Genomic DNA, 18505 nt, shown 5'->3' with positions numbered 1-18505 from the left:
GGAGAGTAGGTCGCCGCCGAATCCTTGCCCCAAAGGGCCCTGACATCCATCCTGTCAGGGCCCTTTCCCTTTTTCTCTAACCACTCCCGCCTCCCCCAGCGCCATTTTTTTTCCTCCCCCTCCTGTTCCCTCACCCGGACTCTTCACACATTTCTTTGCACCTTTTCTGGTGCTCGATACATCAATGTGCAGTATATCTCTATCAGTTTTAGACTTATTTCAGCCATATCGATACTGTAAATCTTTTCTCATTGCATCTGCTCATGAACGTCGCAGGAATACCGTACCGTACAATCTGGTTGGACCAGGAAGATGCAGGCGTAGTCAAGATTATCGACCAGCGCTATCTTCCCCACCGCTTCATTGTCGAATCCCTCTCCACACCAGACCAGATGGCCAGGGCAATTACCGATATGCATGTGCGCGGCGCCGGTCTGATTGGTGCAGCTGCCGGTTTTGGGATGTACCTTGCCAGTCTTACCGCAGATCGAAGCTCGCTCGATTCTTTCATGGTTGATATGGCCCGATCGGCCGAGATGTTGATTGCCACTCGGCCGACCGCCGTCAATCTGAGTTGGGCTGTACAGCGAATTCTCGACGGCATTTCGGCATCCGGCGCTAGTGTCGAGGACAAGATCGCGATTTGCCTGGATTCAGCCCATGCCATCGCCGATGAAGATGCCGATTTCTGCCGCCGCATCGGTCGCCATGGGGCGGAAATCATTACCGGGATCAGCAACAGCAAGGCTGGGGCCACGGTCAATATTCTCACCCACTGCAATGCCGGTTGGCTCGCCTTTGTCGACTACGGTACCGCGACCTCTCCGATTTACACCGCTTTCGGGCAGGGGATCGATGTACACGTCTGGGTCGACGAAACCCGACCGCGCAACCAGGGCGCCAGCCTGACGGCCTGGGAACTGCAACAACAGGGAATCCCCTATACGGTCATCGTCGATAACGCCGGCGGCCATCTCATGCAGCACGGGATGGTCGATCTGGTGATTACCGGCTCCGATCGCACGACGTTCACCGGCGACGTCGCCAACAAGATCGGCACCTACCTCAAGGCTCTTGCCGCCAGGGACAACGGCATTCCCTTCTATGTCGCCCTTCCCTCCTCGACTTTCGACTGGACGGTTCGCGATGGGGTGAGAGACATTCCCATTGAACAGAGGGACGGAGAGGAAGTCCGCTATATCGAAGGGCTGGCCGAGGACCGGCTCACCTCGGTTCTGATTACCCCGCAGAACAGTCCGGTCGCCAATTACGCCTTCGATGTCACTCCGGCACGACTTGTCACCGGCCTGATCACCGAACGGGGAATCTGTCCGGCCTCGGAGGAAGGTACACTGTCCTTGTTTCCCGAGCATAGAGGGACAGTCCCTCAGCCATGACTACCTCCGAGATTGATCTTATATGGCACTTCTACTTGACCACGAACGCCGATTGATCTGCCGCTTCGGGCGCAAACTCGTCGAAGAACGGATGACGAGAGGCACCAGCGGCAACCTGAGCATCCGCAACCGCCGGCTGGGACTGCTCGCCATCAGCCCCAGCGGTCTCGACTATCGTGCCACCAAACCCGCCGATATCGTGGTCGTCGATTTTGACGGCCAAGTTCACGACGGTACGAGAAAACCATCCTCCGAGCTGGCGCTTCACCTCATTCTGTACCAGCATAGGGATGATATCGGAGCTGTAGTCCATACCCATTCGACCTTCTCGACCGTTCTCAGTTGCCTCGGGTGGGACCTGCCGGCCATCCACTACATGCTCACCCCGGCCGGTGAGAGTGTCCGCTGCAGCCGTTATGCAACCTTCGGCAGCACCGCCTTGGCCGAAAACGCCCTCGAGGCGATGACCGATCGCAATGCCGCCCTGTTGGCCAACCATGGGCTCGTCGCGGCCGGGCCGGATCTTGACACTGCCTATGCCACCGCCTGCGAGACAGAATTCTGTGCCGAACTGTACTGGCGCAGCAAGTGTGTCGGCCAACCGAATATCCTCGATCATGCCGAGATGGCGAAAATGACGGCGTTGTTCTCATCCTATGGTCAGAAATAATTCGGCGACAATTGAAACACCCCCTGCGTCAATCGCACCGTGCCCCTGATTGCCTCTCAGCGCCTGCCGTTCTGCAACCCGCTGCTCACATCCAGCGTCGTGGAAATGGCCGCTTGACGCCACTCGAGCCGATCAGGTAAAGTTTCATTTTCGAAAAGATTCCGATTCAACCCACTCGCAGGGAATATCCAACGACGACGGAGTGCCGATGGTTCGAGCAAACCCACTTGCCGCGATTGTCCTGGCTGCCGGCAAAGGCACCCGGATGAAATCAAACAGAGCCAAAGTGCTCCATGAAGTCATGGCGGTGCCGATGCTCCATCATGTTCTCCATGCCATCGCCCCGCTGCACCCTGAGCGGACGCTTGTCGTTGTCGGCCACCAGCAAGATGCGGTCGAGGCAACGTTGGCCGGGTTCGAGGTCGATAGCGTTGTACAAGAACAGCAGCGGGGAACGGGAGATGCGGTTCTGGCAGCCGAACGATCGCTGACAGGCAGCGACTGGACCGTGCTGATCCTCTGCGGCGACACACCGCTGATCCGCCCCCAGACCCTGGGCGACATGTACACCGCCCACCAGGAGAGCGGCGCCGCCGTCACCCTGATGACCACCATCCTCGACAACCCGACCAACTATGGGCGAATTCTCCATGGAGCCGACGGCAAAATCACCGCCATCATCGAGGAAAAGGACGCAACGACGGAACAGAGGGCGATCCGAGAAATCAATGCCGGGATCTATCTCACCGACAGCCGGTTCCTGTTCCAGACCCTGCACCAGGTCGGAACCGACAACAGTCAGGGAGAGGTCTACCTCACCGATTTAATCTCCCTTGCTGTCGCTGACGGCCGCAGCGTCCATGGGTTCACCGCCCCGCATCCCGGCGATGTGCTTGGCGTCAACTCCCGAATCGAACTTGCCGAGGCCCACCGGGAACTGCAGTCCCGACGCAATCGGGATCTCATGCTGCAGGGAGTGACGATGCTGAGCCCGGAAACGACATTTGTCTCGTACGAAGCCGTCATCAACGCGGACACCGTCCTGCACCCCGGGACTCAGATCCGTGGCGCAACCAGGATCGGCAGATTCTGCCACATCGAACCTGGCGTCATCCTCGACGACTGCCTGCTGCAAGACGAGGTACGGATCGGGGCCTACAGTTGCCTTTCCGATTGCAAACTGGAGACACGGGCCGTTATCGCACCGCATACGACATTGTCGGGATTCAAACAATCCACCCCATGATCTTCAAACGAGTCTCTGATACAACTGCAGCACCTTACACGAGATTCCCCCGGTGCTGTTCGGAGCCCAACCAACATCACCTGAAAATCGATACCGGAGAATGAGATATGAGTACACTGAAATCGATGTATTCAACGATACTTGGCGATCATTTCCCGATGGAGATGACCATCTCCTTCGACGGCCAGTCCCTGGTCTACCGCAAGAAGACCTGGAAAATTCCGCAGGGAGATGGCTCAGTCGACGAGAGAGGTGTTCGCTATGGAGAGAACCCGGACCAGGAGGCGGCCCTGTACGAGCTGGTCAACGGCAACCTGGTCCTCGGCGACTGCGCCTTCATCGAACCGGGCAACGGGCTCGTCTCGGCGATAACGGTCGAGGACATGCTTCAGGTAGGCAAGCACCCGGGCAAGATCAACCTGACCGATATCGATAACGGCCTCAACATCCTCAAGTACCTGATGGACCGTCCCGCCGCCGTCATCCTCAAGCACAACAATCCCTGCGGCGCCGCCTACGGCGAGACGCTGGCCCACGCCTTCGACCGGGCCAACCGTTGCGATCGGATCGCAGCCTTCGGCGGAGCAGTCGTCATGAGCCGGGCCTGCGACAAGGACACTGCGGAGCTGCTGGCCGCCAACTATCTCGAGGTGGTCTGTGCCCCGGATTTCGAGGCGGGGACCCTGGACATCCTCCAAAAGAGCAAGAACCTGCGGATCATCAAGATTGCCGCGATCGACCGCCTCGCCGAATTCGAGAAATTCCGCTTTGTCGATTTCAAGAGTCTGATCGATGGCGGCATCATCGTTCAACAGTCCGCCGTCAACTCCATCCGCACTCCGGCCGACCTGAAACCGGCCGTTGCCGCCTGGCAGGGCCGGGAATACCGCTGCGACCGGCAGCCAACCGAGAGGGAGATCGACGATATGCTCTTCGGCTGGGCGGTGGAGCACGGTGTCACCTCCAACTCCGTCCTCTATGTCAAGGACGGTTGTACCGTCGGGATCGGCACCGGGGAGCAGGACCGTGTCGGGGTGGCCGAAATCGCCGTCCACAAGGCCTATATCAAGTACGCCGACATCCTCTGTTTCGATACGTATGGCATTCCCTATGCCGACCTGGACCTGGCTGTCAGCAGGGGAAAACGGGATCAGACGGAGAAAGAGGCGATCGATATCCAGGTGCGGCGAGACAAGGGCGGGATTCCCGGGTCGGTGATGATTTCCGACGCCTTCTTCCCCTTCCGCGATGGCGCCGATGTCGGCATCAGGCAGGGAGTGTCGGCAATCCTCCAGGCCGGCGGTTCGATGCGGGATTTCGAGACCATCGAGGCCTGCAACGAGGCGGAGCCGCAGGTGGCGATGATGTTCACCGGCCAGCGGTCGTTCAAGCACTGAAACAGTTACCGGAAAAAAAGAAAACAAATGCGTTATTGACGCAAAGTAGGTAAAAGGTTGGAGGTTCGCTCTCCAACCTTTTTTTTGCCCCTTTCTCCACCTCCGGATTGGCGCCGCCGGCGCCGATCGAATGATCTGCCCGAGAGATGAAAGCCAACAAAACCGGAATCGCCCGCATCCTCGCCGCCTTCACCTACTCCGCCGACGGCATCAGCGCCGCCTTCAGGCATGAGGCGGCCTTCCGCCAGGAGTCGCTCCTCTACGTCCTCCTCCTGCCGCTGCTCTATTTCCTGCCCCTGCCGCTGCTGTTCAAAGGCCTGCTGCTGGCCGTCAACACCCTGGTCCTGATTGTCGAGCTGCTCAATTCGGCGATCGAATCGGTTGTTGACCTGGTCTCACCAGAATATAACATCTATGCCAAGAGAGCCAAGGACATGGGCAGCGCCGCCGTCCTGTTCTCGCTCCTTCTCGCCCTCGTCCTCTGGGTGCTGGCGTTCGTCGATATCTTCTTCCCTTACTGAACCTTCACCCAGCGCCCCCCCTCCTGCAGCGACACGAGGCAGGCCTCGCAGACCTGGACGGCGTAAAGCCCTTCCTCCCCGGTTACCGGGTTGTCGCCGTCTCCTTCCAGAAATTTCAGCCAATCCCGCAACAGCTGAAGAACGGTGGGGATCGGAGCGAACTCACGTCGTGATTGCACGACGTTGCCCCGGATCACCTCGGTGAAGGCGTGGATCTGCTCGCCATGCAGCTGGCCGTCGGCGCCGACGAACTCGTAACGGCCCGTCCTGGCCCGGCCAACCTTGCTCACATCGACCGTCCCGATGACTCCATTCTCCAGTTCGGCGATGACCAGCACCTGATCCTCAAGGGCCGCCGCATGGACCAGCCTGCCTTGGGCCATGACCCGCCGGACCTTCAGACCAGTGATCAGCCGCATTGCATCGAATACGTGGACCGCCGTGTGGAAGAGCACTCCGGCCCCGGCCGTGTCCCGGTCATCATGCCAGTCCAGTGTCGACGGCTCCAGCCGCTGGTTGACAGCAAACCCATACAGCCGGCCCATCTCCGGCAGTTGTCGCCGCAACTCTCCGATCACCGGATTATAGCGCAGGGTCTGGCCGACGGTCAGCGGCACCCCGGCCGTGGCAAGCGAAGTGACGATGGCACGGGCCTCGCCGACGTTGCGGGCAAGCGGTTTTTCCAGCAGCAGCGGTTTGCCGGCACAGGCGCAGGCGGCGGCGATAGCCGGATTCAATACCGGTGGAACGACCCCGACAACTGCATCGACACCGGAAGAGACGATCAGTTCCCGCCAATCCGGGCAGAAGGTGGTCGACCATCGCTGCGCCTGGGCTCTCCCTTCCGTGCTGCGTCGCCAGATCCCGGCTAGCGTCATCCCCTTAATATCGCGTGCGATATGCCCGGCATACCGACTCCCGTGGCGCCCTGTTCCCAGTATGGCAATATTCTTCATCGGTTTCTCGTCCGACGGTCGTGGATTCGGTCAGGATCAGTCTGCCGCCGCTGTGTCTGGTCTCGATACTGCCGGCCCGATTCCTTGGTTATAGATACCGGTTGGGGAATTTCCCGGACTGTCCGGCCAGCCCAGTCCTCATTTTTCTCTCTTGAGGACAAAATCTACCAGGCCTTGCAGTACCGCCTTCTCCTCCGCACACGTCTCGTCCGGAAAGAGATCAAGCCGCGACAGGGCCAATGCCCCCATCTGTTCCGCCCTGGATCGGGTCAGTGCAAAGCCGTCATACTTCGCGATCAGGCCGCTGACCTCCTCCAGTCCCTCGCGCCGCCCGATCTCATCGCCGAAGATCTCCTGCAGACGAGCGCGATCCCGCCCGTCGGCGTGCTGGACGGTCAAGATCAGCGGCAGGGTCATTTTTCCCTCGGCGAGATCGTTTCCCACCTGTTTTCCAGTCTTTCCCCGATCCCCCTGGTAATCGAGCAGGTCATCGATCATCTGGAAGGCGCTGCCCAGACAGATGCCATACTCCCGCAGTGCCACACGCTCCTCACTGCCGGCCCCGGCCCATACCGCACCGACCTCACAGGCGGCGGAAATCAGAATGCCGGTTTTGCCAAGGATGGCATGGTGATAATCGTCTTCCGACAGGTTGAGACAGGCGGCATTGCGCATCTGCAGAAATTCACCGTCAACCATCTTCCCGGCGGCCTCGGAAAAGACGCTGAGGGCCTCGGACCCCGCCAGGGCGCCGACGATCGCCATCGATCTGGCATGAAGAAAGTCGCCGGTGAGAATGGCCGCGACAATGCCGAACCGGATATGTACAGCCGGCTTCCCCCTCCGGGTGTCGGCGTTGTCGATCACATCGTCGTGCATCAAGGTCGCCGCATGCAGGTATTCGAAGGCCCGGGCCAGCTGATAGATCCCGGGATCGCGCCGGCCGCAGATCCGTGCCGCCAGCACCACCAGCAGTGGGCGGATCCGTTTGCCGCCATTGAACAGGCAGTACTGGAGGACCTTCATCAGAAGATCGTCAACCTCCGGCGCCAACCCCTCCAGATCGGACCGCATGGCTGCATCCACCCGACCTGATTCGCTGCTGATCGTTTTCATCACCATTTCTGACGCCGACATAGACATATCACTCCAATTACCCTATGCATCACACTACCCGACCTTCATCACCGAAAAATCGCGACAACTCCTGCAGGGAGCGAACGACCGGCGCGGGCGGGAGACTTTTGAGAAATGTCCGGCCATACCCTTTGGAGAAGAGCCGAACATCGAGGATGGCGATCACTCCCCGATCCGTTGCCGACCGCATCAACCGGCCCACCCCCTGCCGCAGGCTGAGAATGGCTCGTGGCACCTGAAGATCGAAGAAGGCGTTGCCGCCATTGTCACTGATGGTGCGTATCCTGGCCTGGAGCACCGGATCGGACGGAACCTCGAACGGCAGTTTGTCGATGATCACACAGCTCAACGATTCACCGGCCACATCGACGCCCTCCCAGAAGCTGGCGACGGCCAGCAGTACCGAATCGGTCGTATGGCGGAAGGTATCGAGCAGATTCTGCCTGGAAGCCCTGCCCTGTACAAGTACAGGATAGTTCAAACGGCCGTCAAGAAAATCCGCCACTAGGTCCATCGCCTTCAAGCTGGTAAAGAGAAGCAGCGCCCGGCCGCGGCTGATCCGGAGGATATCGAGCACCCGCTCGCTGGTCTTTTCCGGATACTGGCGGGCGGTCGGTTCGGGAAAGCTCGATTCCGGGACATAGATCAGTGAGCGATTTCGATAATCGAAAGGTGAATACAACCGCAAATATTCAGCCTGGTCATCAAGCCCGAGTCTGTCTTTGACATAATCAAACGATCCTCCGGATGAAAGCGTAGCGGAGGTCATGACGCAGAATCGAACTGCACCGTAGAGGTTGTCCCGAAGATGACCGGCGATTTCGACGGGCGTGGCCGACAGGGTGATCGCCCGCTCCCGCCTTTCATACCAGTGCACATACCGGGCGGCCCCCGTCTCTGCCGGCAGGGCGATGTGCTGCAGGTTCTCCATCAACTCCACTATCCGCTTGTCAAAATTTCCCCAGCCCTCGCCATGGCCATCATAGGGGGCAATCTGCGCCTGCAGGCGCTTGAGAGAAAGCGATAACTGGTCAATCTCACTTCGCCAGACAGCATCCGAAATCCGCTCTACCAAGGCGTCGAGATGGTACCGCCCCCGCTCTTGCGGGAAGAGACGGAGAAAATGATCCAGCCGCTGGGACAGTCCCTGCACCGCTTTGCGCAGGGCATCAACAGCAGCCGGATCAAGATCCAGTTCGGCCTGTCGTTCGAGGTCGGCAAACAGGTCGAGGAGCTGGAACTGGCTGAACGTCCGCCCGAAAAATTGGGTTGCCACATTTTCGATATGGTGGGCTTCATCGAAGATCACCCCTTCATAGCGCGGCAGCACCTCACCGAATCCTGAGCTGCGCAGGGCCAGGTCGGAAAAAAACAGGTGATGGTTGACGATGAGCAGACGCATTGATCCCGCTTTTTTGCGCAGCTGGTTGATGAAACAGAAGGCCGATTCCGGGCAATCACTCCCCAGGCACTGACTGGATTGAGCCGAGATCTTCGGCCAGAGCGCCGACCTGTCAGGGAGCCATGCCAGTTCGGACCGGTCGCCGGTTGCGGTGTCCTCCAGCCACTTTTCGATCTTGTCCCCTTCCGGATCGTCGAGAAGCGACATCCGCATCGTTGCCCGATACTGGAACCAGCGATAATGACAGAGGTAATTCTGCCGGCCCTTGACGCACAGGACCGGGACCTGCTGTCCAAGCACCTTTTCGATCAGCGGTATCTCTTTGTTGAGGATCTGATCCTGAAGGTTCAGAGTAGCGGTCGAGACAACGATCTTTCGACCCGACAGGATCGCCGGAATCAGGTAGGCCAGGGACTTGCCGATCCCGGTTTCGGCCTCGATGACCAGCACCCGGGCCGACTGCAGCGATATGTCTTCGCTGTCGTCCCGGAGCAGATCGGCCACCGCCTCGGCCATCGACAACTGGCCGGACCGGGCCTCGAAATACTCCAGTTGGCTCGCCAGCACACCATTCCAGGCAAATATTTCCCTCATTCTACCTCCCAGCCGCAAGGGATCAAGAATCAGCGACTATTCTTCGCTTTGCGGTTTCTGAATAAATCCTTAAAGGTACCTTGGATCTGATGAGTAGCATTTTTTCTTTTCATTTTCGGATAGACCTGTCATAAATGGCATATATGATCCATATATGAGTGGATATTTTTTCAATAATTGCCCGGCAGGGACTCGAACCGGCCCCTGTTCCACGGTATCGAATTCGGCTCCAACACCCATCCATGGTTGAGCTTCTTTCACGCAAAGACACACGTGCCTCACTGCCTACCACTGCCCTCGTCGAGCCCGATGAGTGTGTCGTCATCGTCGATGATTCGCCGGAAATTATCCTCCTCCTCAACCATTACCTTACCAAACAGGGGTTCACCGTTTTTCAGGCCAGCTCGGCCCAAGAGCTGTATACCCATCTTCAGCACAGAAAGGTCGCTCTGGTTCTCCTTGATATCGGACTCCCCGATAGTGACGGCAATGAGATTCTCGACGATCTCGTCGCCAACTATCAGGACCTTGGCATAATCATGGTTACAGGCTCGTTCGATCTGCAGACGGCGTTAGACTGCCTTCGGCGCGGAGCCGACGACTATCTGACCAAACCCGTGACCATGGATCAGATCAACTATACCGTCAACAACACCCTGAAAAAAAGACGGTTGGCCATCGATAACCGCATTTTTCAGCGGGAACTGGAAGCGACCAATTACAGGTTGCAATTCCTCCACCAGCTCAACCAGGAGATGAATTCGGCATACCTCGGGACGGTGGAACTCACCGGAATCCTCCAGGCCATCCTGGTCGGCATCACTTCCGAGGAAGGCCTTCAGTTCAACCGTGCCTTTCTCGCTCTGTTCAATGAAAGCGGTGATATCCTCCAGGGACGAATCGCCATCGGTCCTTCCAATCGTGAGGACGCAGGCAGGGTATGGAACTCGATCAAGGAACGGAATCTGCATCTTCCCGACATAATAGCCCATTGGCGAGGCGAATACCAAGAAAGGGATGTCGAGGTCAACCGAATCGTCCAGTTATTACAGATACCATCCTCCGACCGTGACCATGTTCTGATCAAAGCCGCCAGGCGGCGCAAGAGTATCCTCGTCACCGCCGCCAAGGCCGAGGAGGCCCATGTTCCCGAGGAGTTGCTGCAGCTTCTCCAGGAGAACACCTTTGTCATAGTCCCCCTGTATTCTCCCAGCCGCTCACTCGGCGTCATCATCGTCGACAATTTCATTACCAACAAGCCCATTACCGGCGATGATATCAGTTCTCTCGAAATTTTCGCGAGCCAGGCAAGTCTGGCGATCGAACACAGTCACCTCTACAAGGACATGCTCCAGAAGATCGACGAACTCGAACTCGTCAGCCAGGAACTCGAACACAGCAAGGATCTCCTGGTCGAGGCGGAAAAATACTCGGCGATTGGACACATGTCGGCTCAACTCGCCCACGCCATTCGTAACCCTATCACCTCCATTGGTGGCACCGCCCGTCTCCTTGCCAGAAAAAGTGATGATCCCTACACGATCAACTTTCTCGACATCATAACCAAAGAAGCCTCGAAGATTGAAACAATTCTCGAAGATCTTTTGAGCTTCGCCCAGGATCACAAACTGGAACTTGCCAGTCAACCTGTCAATCCGCTGATCCGTCGTTGTCTCATGGCCTTCTACCTGATGATGAGAAAGGCCAACATCACCTATGATCTCGATCTCCCGGATGATGACATCATCGTGCAAATCGACGCCACCCGCATCAAACTTGCCCTGCTCCACCTCATCCGCAATGCCATTGAAGCCATGCCCGATGGCGGGACCCTGACAGTCAGGGTTGTACAGAAAAACGAATCTTGTCAGATCAGCATCAAAGACACCGGCGTCGGAATATCAGAAGCAGCCCTCCAGCACGTGACCGATCCTTTTTACACCACCAAGGTGTACGGGACCGGAATGGGGTTGGCACTCGTCCAACGGATCCTGACCTTACACCGGGGCAGCCTGCAACTCAGACCGCACTCCACAGGGGGGATGATCGCGGTTATTACCCTTCCGTTATTTTCGTCAACTGTTCCTTAAGCTCGAAAGGACGCAACCGGCGGCCGACAGTGACGCTGCCAGGTAGAATGTCCATTGCAGAGCGAGAAGGAAATGGGAAACGTGCTCTGCCTGGAATGTATGCAGACTACCCCCACCGCTGTATCGGGCAAAAAACAGTGAAAATACAGACCCTGCCAAACCAACCCCGACCAGCATGCCGAGATTTCTGGCGGTGGCGAGAATCCCTGAGGCAACACCGGTATATCGCTCTTCCACCCTGGAGAGAATCGAAGCGCTGTTCGGCGATAAAAAAATTGCCTGCCCTGCGCCAAGAAGCGATAATTTAAAAAAAATTTCAATCAGAGGGGTTTGTGTATCAAATCCTGCCATTGACAGGATCGCCAGGCAACAAACGGCCAACCCCGATGTTGTCAGTATCCTCGCCCCGATGTGATCGTAGAGCCACCCAGCCAGAGGTGAAACAATGACCAGGCTGGATGGCAACGCGAGCATGACGAGACCTATACGGTCGGCCGGCAGTTTGAGGATGTAGTCAAGAAAAAAAGGGATGAGGAGGATGACGATGAAAAGCACGGCAAACGACAAAGCCGCGGTAATCGTGGCAGTCGAAAAATACCTTCGCCGAAAGAGGATAGAGGGTATCAGAGGGTCTTCAACCTCTCTTTCAACCAGGACAAATGCAGCCAGGACAAAGAGAAGGCAAATGCAAATCAATGCGATTATCTGAAGTGGCATGAGTTCGTAAAAACTGATCAAGCTTACAAACAGAAAAATCGCCACCGCCCACAGAAAAAACCCTTTCCAATCGTATCTGCGGGTGAGTCTTGCCGCCGGCACATCCTGATTGAGCCGCAGATAAAATCTCCCGACACCGAACATTGCCAGGCTCAGCGGCAACGTCACCAGAAATATTCCCCTCCACGATACATATTGAATAAGCAATCCGCTTACCACCGGACCGCTCATCAGCCCGCATGATGTGGCCAGCCCGACGAGCCCCAGCCCACGGCCAAGTTGGTCGGGGGGGAAAACCATCTTGATGATCGCCGGTCCTGACGACATCATCATCGCCGCCCCGGCCCCCTGAAGACTGCGCCAGGCTACCAGTTGGCCGAGGGAACCGGCTCCAAAACAACCAAGAGCGGCACCGGAAAAGATCAGGATGCCGAGAAGAAAAATTTTGCCTCGGCCGTAGATATCGGCGAGATGGCCCCATACGACGAGGGTGATGGTGATGGTCGAAAGGTAGACGAGAACGACCAGTTGAGTCGCCGGAAGGGAGGTGGAGAAAGAACGCATGATGCTGGGCAGGGCGACATTGATCATGCTGCTGTCCATCGTCGAGATCAGGACGCCTGCAGCCACCATCAAAAAATAGGGCCATCGCCTGGGGTTCACCGTTGCATCACTCCATGCCATACAGACAAAACAAAAAAGCGGACCCCACAAGGAGGTCCGCTTCAGATTTTCTACTTCAGGTTTCTGAAATCGTAATTAGAAGCCGATAACGAGAATCAGACCAGCACCGATAGCCGGCTCGTCAAAACCGTCAACGTCAAGATAACCAGCTTCAGCGGTCAGTGTGGCGCCATCGGTTACCGCATAGGCGGCACTACCTGAAATTTCAAAGGCGGAATCAGCATCAGCATAAGCGCCATTACCATCGATGTCGGCATAAGCGACAACCCCGGTGAGGGTCAGCTGCTCGGTAACCTTCATGCTCGGCGACAAGGCGGCAAAAGTGGTATCACCGAACGCTCCGATACCGTATGCGGTGGCGATACTGCTGACATCACTCAGCATGATGAAGGGACCGAAATCGCCGTCAGCGACAAAACCGTCCTGGGTCGTACCAACGCCTGCAAGCAGGTTGACGGCGCCAACCGGCATAACGGCCTGACCGTAGAGACCCCAAGGATCATCAGGAGTGAGAGCCACGTCGGCCTCCTGCCAGTGGGCGTCGGCAAGAACGGCAACGTTGTTGATTGCGCCGGTGACCTCGGCAAGAACGATAACGCCGTCACGGTCAGTTGCCTGGTCGTCATTCACCATCTGGACCGAACCGGCAACTGCCCAACCACCATCAAACTTCTGATTGACATAAACACCGTAACGATCCATGTCATCGTCATCCACGAGATCATTGACGTTATCAGTTTCAAACTCGTCCATCTTCTGATAGAAGGCCATGACGGTCGTCATGTCGTTGACATACTTGACGTTGAGGCCATCAACACGCTGGTCCCACTGGGAAAACTTGGTGAGGTTCCAGGGCAGAAGACCGGCCTCGATCGCAAGTGGTCCCATCGGGGTGCCGACATAGGCCCAATCGGTATAGATATTGGAACCCTCGCCCAGAGCGCGGGTCTTCTGGGTCCCATCCCATGTAGAATCAGCAAAGCGGACCCGGGCATTGGCGTAGGCGCCGCCCTTCGACTCGCCCTGGAAGATCAGGCGGACGCGGGACTGCCACTGGCTGGTGTCGGAATCGGTCAAATTGTAATCCTGCCGATACAGACCACGGGCACGGGCGTCGCCCTTGAAACTTACGCCGGCCTCTGCCGAGGCGTTTGAAACCATGGTACCTACCAGCATCAAGCCGGCTGCGGCAACAATTAATTTCTTCATCTCATTTTCTCCTTTATAGCTGTATTTCCCCCATTGATTTGGGGCTGACGAAAATCCTTCTCATTCTAACCGGCACAACAGTAAGGTTTTGCACCAAAAGAAAGAGAAAAAGCTTTATCAGTTTGTATACTTGATCATCCCCCGTGTCAAGTAATTTTAACCATGAGTTAAAAAATTTATACCCATCCTCCGTTACTTTTCCGGCAGTTCGATTTCATACACCAGGATCTTGCTCTCTTTTGCGGCCAGAAATCCCAGAAAGGTGCTGTCCGGCACCTGACCGACAAACAGCTGTGCCTTCGTCCCCTCGGCAACGGTCTTCGCTCCGGTGTCTTTGGCAAGCATGAAACTGTAATCACTGATATACCCCGGAATAGTATTGGTGGCCCATACCTCGATCAGTGATGACTCGCTCCAGCCGAGACAGGCGATACTTCCTCCGTCGTATTCCCGGAAGTTGCGAAGAAAAAACGGCGTCTGCCTCTTGTTTCTGCCGATGATGACCTCCTGCCTGCCATCGCCGTCAATATCTCCGGCTACCAACCTCGTCGGAATAAAAGCGAGATCCCTGTCAGTTGTAGACACCGACCCGACATTGTGTGAGCCGCCTCCCTCACCCTCGGATCTCGCCGGGCCGAAATAATTTCTGCTGCCGCCATAATTGCCCTCACTGACCCAGGTCAGCTCACTCTTGTCATCGTAGACCAGGATCTTCTCATTCCGATCGATCGTCACAAGTTCGCTGGTCCCGTCTCCATCGATATCGGCCCAGACGAAATCGAACAGATTGACCCGCACGGGAACAGGAAGCTTGGCGCCGCGATGGATTCTGCCGTCCTCATTTTTTACCAGCCTGTAAATCCCTCGCGCTACAAAACCGGTGGCCGGATCGCTGTTTGACATTTGTCCAGCCAGGATCATCCCTTCTCCAGGCAGATGTAGCGGCCGCAGGAACCAGGGGATATTGTCCTGCTCAACTTTCAAACCATCGGCAGCCGACCATCGCAGAATCATCGAGGCGACCCTGAACTGCTCGTTCGCGCTTATATATATCTCCGCCTTTCCATCCCGATCAAGATCAGCGACATTAACAGCATGTATTTTGTAGGTAGGCCTGAAGGAATGACTGCCAATCTTCTCGAATTTTGACTCGCTATACCGGAATATCTGCAATTTGGTGCTGGAAACGAAGACAATCTCAACCACGCCGTCACCATCGAGATCACCGGTGTCCATCCCGACGATCACCACCGGGATCGTAGCGCTCCTCTTCACCCCTTTCGCCGTAACCTTGACTTCGCTCCCCTCGCTGCTGACGATCGATCCCCCTCCATACAATCCTTTTTTGTACTGTTTCTCCGGATGCTCTGTCTGAAATCCAGCCATCCCCTCGTTTTCCGCATCCACTATTTGTTTGGATTCAGGGGATTGCCGATTGATGACCTTGTCGACAATGTCGTCGGCGAGCGTTCCGATTGCCGAGATGATCTGATCTTCACCTTCAGCCACAGTTGTAAAACTCCGGGGTTCCACCGTCGACTCGGCCGAAGAGACCACCGCCTGGACGTTCAATCCCGAATCGGTTGCATACACTGCTCCGGACACGAGAAAGTCTGTCTGCAACCTGGCAAACACAGCGGCGGCCTGCTGCCTATCCCCCCCGGTCGTCTCCAATTGCTTTAAATCCATTGCATGAACGGATGAATCGACCAGTTTCACCCCACTTTTGGCAGCCAATCGGCTCGCCAGCATGGAATGAACACCATCGGCGAGATATGCGTATTTTCCAGCGGCACTACTGTCAAAGGGAAGAAAAAGAAATCGGGAAGTCCCGGCCCCCTCCTCGCCAAAAGCCGCCGAACCACCACAAAGGATCAGCATACACACCATAATTCCACGAAATCTATTCAGCATACAAATCACCTGTTTTCGTTGTTCATCCGTCGCCTGCTTCGCCTCACACCTTTTAATGACGCGACAAAATACCTATATCGTACTTTCCTGTCGCCCGCAACAGGTCATCAATTCGCAATCCCTGCAGTTCTGCCACATCCGGCGATGGGGCGCGATCCTTCGGAACAAGCAGCAGGGATCGAAGCGGGCGATACTTTAACCTTGACTTTCATCGTCAAACAGCGCATATTCGAAGTATAATAATTTGTACCCGAGCATGATAGAGATGGGCCAAGTTGAATTGCCAACGATGAAAACAATGAAATTTTCTTTCCAATTGCTCTGCGCCCTTGCTTTTCTGATGGCAGCAGCGCCAACCATACAGGCGGAAGAGCCGCCCACTCACAGTTTGTACAAGGTTACAACCTACAACCTTGGAACAGCCGTCGATTTTCAGGATTTTTCACCTGTAAGTTCATCGAGATACAAGCCGCTTCTGATCACCAGCACCAAGGCCGATGTGCTCGGCGCCGATCGGTTCAGAGATGTCACTTTTGGGACAACCGACGAAAAAGGCCCCGTCAACGGGATTGCAATCGTCGCCGAATATTCGCCCCTGTCGAAACTCGCCATCCAAGGTGTCGTCGGTGTCACGAAAAACAGTTGGGAAATAAACACCGCGGAAAATAAATCCAGTTGGGAAGCAAACCTCGGCGTGATCTACAAGATGTTCGGCAATCTGCAATACGAAATGCATTTCGGCTATATGGACACCGGGGACATTTTCAAGGAACGCAATACGTACACGGACGTCGAAAGCATCATCATGATCAGCAATCAACTGACAATGAGTTTCTGACCAGACCTCATGCTCGACCGTCACCACAAGCCTCTCCTGTCAGTGAGAGGCTTTTTTTTGAGCTATCACCCGATATCCGGAACGGGTCTTATACCGCCTGTTGATGGCCGATACCTCTTTTCCATTATGGCAGCAGTTTCAGCCGTCTTCCGATCCCCTGAAGATCGATCCAGGCGGCCTTTTTCATCTCCGGATTTTTCAACAGAAACGATGGATGATAGGTTGCCATCACCGGCACCTGCCGCCCTCTCCCATTGACAATTGAGTGCAGACGCCCCCTGAGTTGTGAAAGCGGCAATGAACCGTTTACAAGGGCCCTTGCCGCCACCAATCCCATTGCGCAGATACATTCGGGCTCCAACAGCGCGACCTGTCTCTGAAGATACGACACACAGGTTCGTATGTGGTCAGCTGTGGGTTGGCACGTTTCTGGAACCACACACTTGATAACATTGGAGATATAAACGCTCTCCAGCGGCAGGTGAATTGCCTCGAGCATCCGGGCAACCATCCGATCTTCTTCAACGCCGAACAGCACTGAATCAGGGAGACCAGTATCGCTTCCGCATCTGAGCCAATCACCAACAATCATCAGACGCACCCTGGACCTGCCACCTTTCCCGACCCGAACGGTGGAACGATGGAGACTGAGACTGCAGGCCCGGCATACCGCAACTTCCTCGACGAGAGCGGCAAGGACTGCATCGACATCCGTCAAGCCCTCTTTCACCTCAGCCGAAACCGAGAGCCGGGAGGATGACTCTTTTGGACCACAAGCCCCGCCATCAGCCGGAGGCGGGTGAAATTGATCTCCACTTCCCGCTCGTAAAAATTGTTCTATTCCCCCATCATGCGGATAATGAGTTATCCCGGAACTGCGATGATACTGCAGCAGTGTGTTCAATTGTTGTAAGTATTCGGATAAGCGCATCTATCGTTCCGCTGACGGCAATTGTTACCGGTGTTCACACTGTTTGAAAGCATAAGAATGCTATTATGTAACGATTTGTAGTTTATTTGATAATCTTTCAACTGCACCGATGTCTCCATCTATTTCATCACCGGAGCCACACCTCATATTCCTGGAGCACTTGCTCGCAAGCCTTCAATATAAGACACAGAAAGATGCGCCTGGGCCGTCACCTGAAAAGTTGCGTTTTTGGTCATAAAAGAATCACAGAACATTTTCTCAGATTGATTTTGAAAAAACGAGAGACCAAAGACCGGACCATATGGTACGATAAGCATTGTTTATACAATCATTTCCAGCTTGATATATCCGACAGTCCGGCCATTTATCTGTCTGCACTCAAATCTCTTGAGGACCAGTTGCCTTGAACAAGGAAGAATTCGGACTATTCAGGAAAAAGCTCGGCAAGACCCAGAAACAGCTCGCCGAACTGCTGGGCATGTCGCTCAAAACCATACACAGCTACGAGCAAGGATGGCGAACAGTTCCCACCCATATTGAACGCCAACTCTTCTTTCTCCTCATCAATCAGCGCGGAAGAACAAGCAATCGGACTCCGTGCTGGGAGAAAAAACAGTGCTCTGAGCGAGATCGCTGCCCAGCCTGGGAATTTCAAAGCGGTCATCTCTGCTGGTTCCTGAATGGTACACTGTGCCAGTGCACTCAGCAATCCAATAGCAGGAACAAACTCGAAATCTGCAAAGCCTGCCCGATCTTTATCTCGCTCCTGGAATAACCGACATCTTCTCACCGAAAGACGTTT

16 protein-coding genes are annotated in these 18505 nt (G+C 55.7%); 9 read left to right on the top strand and 7 right to left on the bottom strand.

From position 1 onward, the window contains the following. The first annotated feature begins 263 nt into the window (after positions 1–263). The 5 genes from mtnA (at position 264) to HNQ81_RS04245 (ending at position 5231) form a co-directional block, all read left to right on the top strand. Positions 264–1397, top strand: a complete 1134-nt coding sequence (mtnA, locus tag HNQ81_RS04265) for an S-methyl-5-thioribose-1-phosphate isomerase (RefSeq protein ID WP_183348633.1) — start codon at positions 264–266, stop codon at positions 1395–1397. Between the two features lie 22 nt (positions 1398–1419). After that, positions 1420–2067, top strand: a complete 648-nt coding sequence (locus HNQ81_RS04260) for an L-fuculose-phosphate aldolase (protein WP_183348631.1) — start codon at positions 1420–1422, stop codon at positions 2065–2067. A gap of 208 nt (positions 2068–2275) precedes the next feature. Then, complete coding sequence (locus HNQ81_RS04255; RefSeq protein WP_183348629.1) at positions 2276–3313, top strand: bifunctional UDP-N-acetylglucosamine diphosphorylase/glucosamine-1-phosphate N-acetyltransferase GlmU; 1038 nt, start codon at positions 2276–2278, stop codon at positions 3311–3313. A 107-nt stretch (positions 3314–3420) separates the two neighbouring features. After that, positions 3421–4710 (top strand): IMP cyclohydrolase, encoded by a 1290-nt coding sequence (locus HNQ81_RS04250; RefSeq protein WP_183348627.1) that lies wholly within the window; start codon positions 3421–3423, stop codon positions 4708–4710. Positions 4711–4856: 146 nt separating this feature from the next. Next, positions 4857–5231, top strand: a complete 375-nt coding sequence (locus HNQ81_RS04245; protein WP_183348625.1) for a diacylglycerol kinase — start codon at positions 4857–4859, stop codon at positions 5229–5231. Here the strand turns inward: HNQ81_RS04245 and HNQ81_RS04240 are convergent. From HNQ81_RS04240 to yoaA, 3 genes are all read right to left on the bottom strand, one after another. Further along, on the bottom strand, positions 5225–6187 hold the full coding sequence (locus HNQ81_RS04240; protein WP_183348623.1) for a Gfo/Idh/MocA family protein: 963 nt from the start codon (positions 6185–6187) through the stop codon (positions 5225–5227). The two genes, HNQ81_RS04245 and HNQ81_RS04240, sit on opposite strands and share 7 nt — an antisense overlap. A gap of 138 nt (positions 6188–6325) precedes the next feature. After that, positions 6326–7324 carry a polyprenyl synthetase family protein gene (locus HNQ81_RS04235; RefSeq protein ID WP_183348621.1) on the bottom strand — a complete coding sequence of 333 codons (999 nt, stop codon included), beginning with the start codon at positions 7322–7324 and terminating at the stop codon, positions 6326–6328. Between the two features lie 28 nt (positions 7325–7352). Next, positions 7353–9320 carry a DNA repair helicase YoaA gene (yoaA, locus tag HNQ81_RS04230; protein ID WP_183348619.1) on the bottom strand — a complete coding sequence of 656 codons (1968 nt, stop codon included), beginning with the start codon at positions 9318–9320 and terminating at the stop codon, positions 7353–7355. Between the two features lie 242 nt (positions 9321–9562). Between yoaA and HNQ81_RS04225 the strand changes: the two genes are divergently transcribed. Next, positions 9563–11410 carry a hybrid sensor histidine kinase/response regulator gene (locus HNQ81_RS04225; RefSeq protein WP_183348617.1) on the top strand — a complete coding sequence of 616 codons (1848 nt, stop codon included), beginning with the start codon at positions 9563–9565 and terminating at the stop codon, positions 11408–11410. Here the strand turns inward: HNQ81_RS04225 and HNQ81_RS04220 are convergent. The 3 genes from HNQ81_RS04220 to HNQ81_RS04210 form a co-directional block, all read right to left on the bottom strand. Beyond that, the gene (locus HNQ81_RS04220; protein WP_275888854.1) at positions 11396–12760 is read right to left on the bottom strand and encodes an MFS transporter; all 1365 of its coding nucleotides are present in this window, start codon (positions 12758–12760) and stop codon (positions 11396–11398) included. The two genes, HNQ81_RS04225 and HNQ81_RS04220, sit on opposite strands and share 15 nt — an antisense overlap. A gap of 126 nt (positions 12761–12886) precedes the next feature. Then, complete coding sequence (locus tag HNQ81_RS04215; RefSeq protein WP_183348613.1) at positions 12887–14020, bottom strand: hypothetical protein; 1134 nt, start codon at positions 14018–14020, stop codon at positions 12887–12889. 192 nt (positions 14021–14212) lie between these two features. Further along, positions 14213–15529, bottom strand: coding sequence for an FG-GAP-like repeat-containing protein (locus HNQ81_RS04210; protein ID WP_183348612.1), 1317 nt, complete (start codon positions 15527–15529; stop codon positions 14213–14215). A 246-nt stretch (positions 15530–15775) separates the two neighbouring features. On the opposite strand from HNQ81_RS04210, the gene HNQ81_RS04205 reads away from it, so the two are divergent. Together HNQ81_RS04205 and HNQ81_RS04200 are read left to right on the top strand one after the other, a co-directional pair. After that, positions 15776–16174 (top strand): hypothetical protein, encoded by a 399-nt coding sequence (locus HNQ81_RS04205; RefSeq protein WP_183348610.1) that lies wholly within the window; start codon positions 15776–15778, stop codon positions 16172–16174. Positions 16175–16199: 25 nt separating this feature from the next. Then, the gene (locus tag HNQ81_RS04200) at positions 16200–16772 is read left to right on the top strand and encodes a hypothetical protein (RefSeq protein ID WP_183348608.1); all 573 of its coding nucleotides are present in this window, start codon (positions 16200–16202) and stop codon (positions 16770–16772) included. 124 nt (positions 16773–16896) lie between these two features. Here HNQ81_RS04200 and HNQ81_RS04195 read toward each other — a convergent pair whose 3' ends face one another. After that, positions 16897–17703, bottom strand: coding sequence for a uracil-DNA glycosylase (locus HNQ81_RS04195; protein WP_183348606.1), 807 nt, complete (start codon positions 17701–17703; stop codon positions 16897–16899). Between the two features lie 403 nt (positions 17704–18106). Here HNQ81_RS04195 and HNQ81_RS04190 point away from each other — a divergent pair, with 403 nt between their 5' ends. Next, on the top strand, positions 18107–18478 hold the full coding sequence (locus HNQ81_RS04190; protein ID WP_183348605.1) for a helix-turn-helix domain-containing protein: 372 nt from the start codon (positions 18107–18109) through the stop codon (positions 18476–18478). The last annotated feature ends 27 nt before the right edge of the window (positions 18479–18505 follow it).

Origin of the sequence: Desulfoprunum benzoelyticum (assembly GCF_014201505.1) — a bacterium.
GTDB lineage: Bacteria > Desulfobacterota > Desulfobulbia > Desulfobulbales > Desulfocapsaceae > Desulfoprunum > Desulfoprunum benzoelyticum.
The sequence above is the reverse complement of the archived record's forward strand: the minus strand, read 5'-3'. Positions and strand labels throughout refer to the sequence as shown.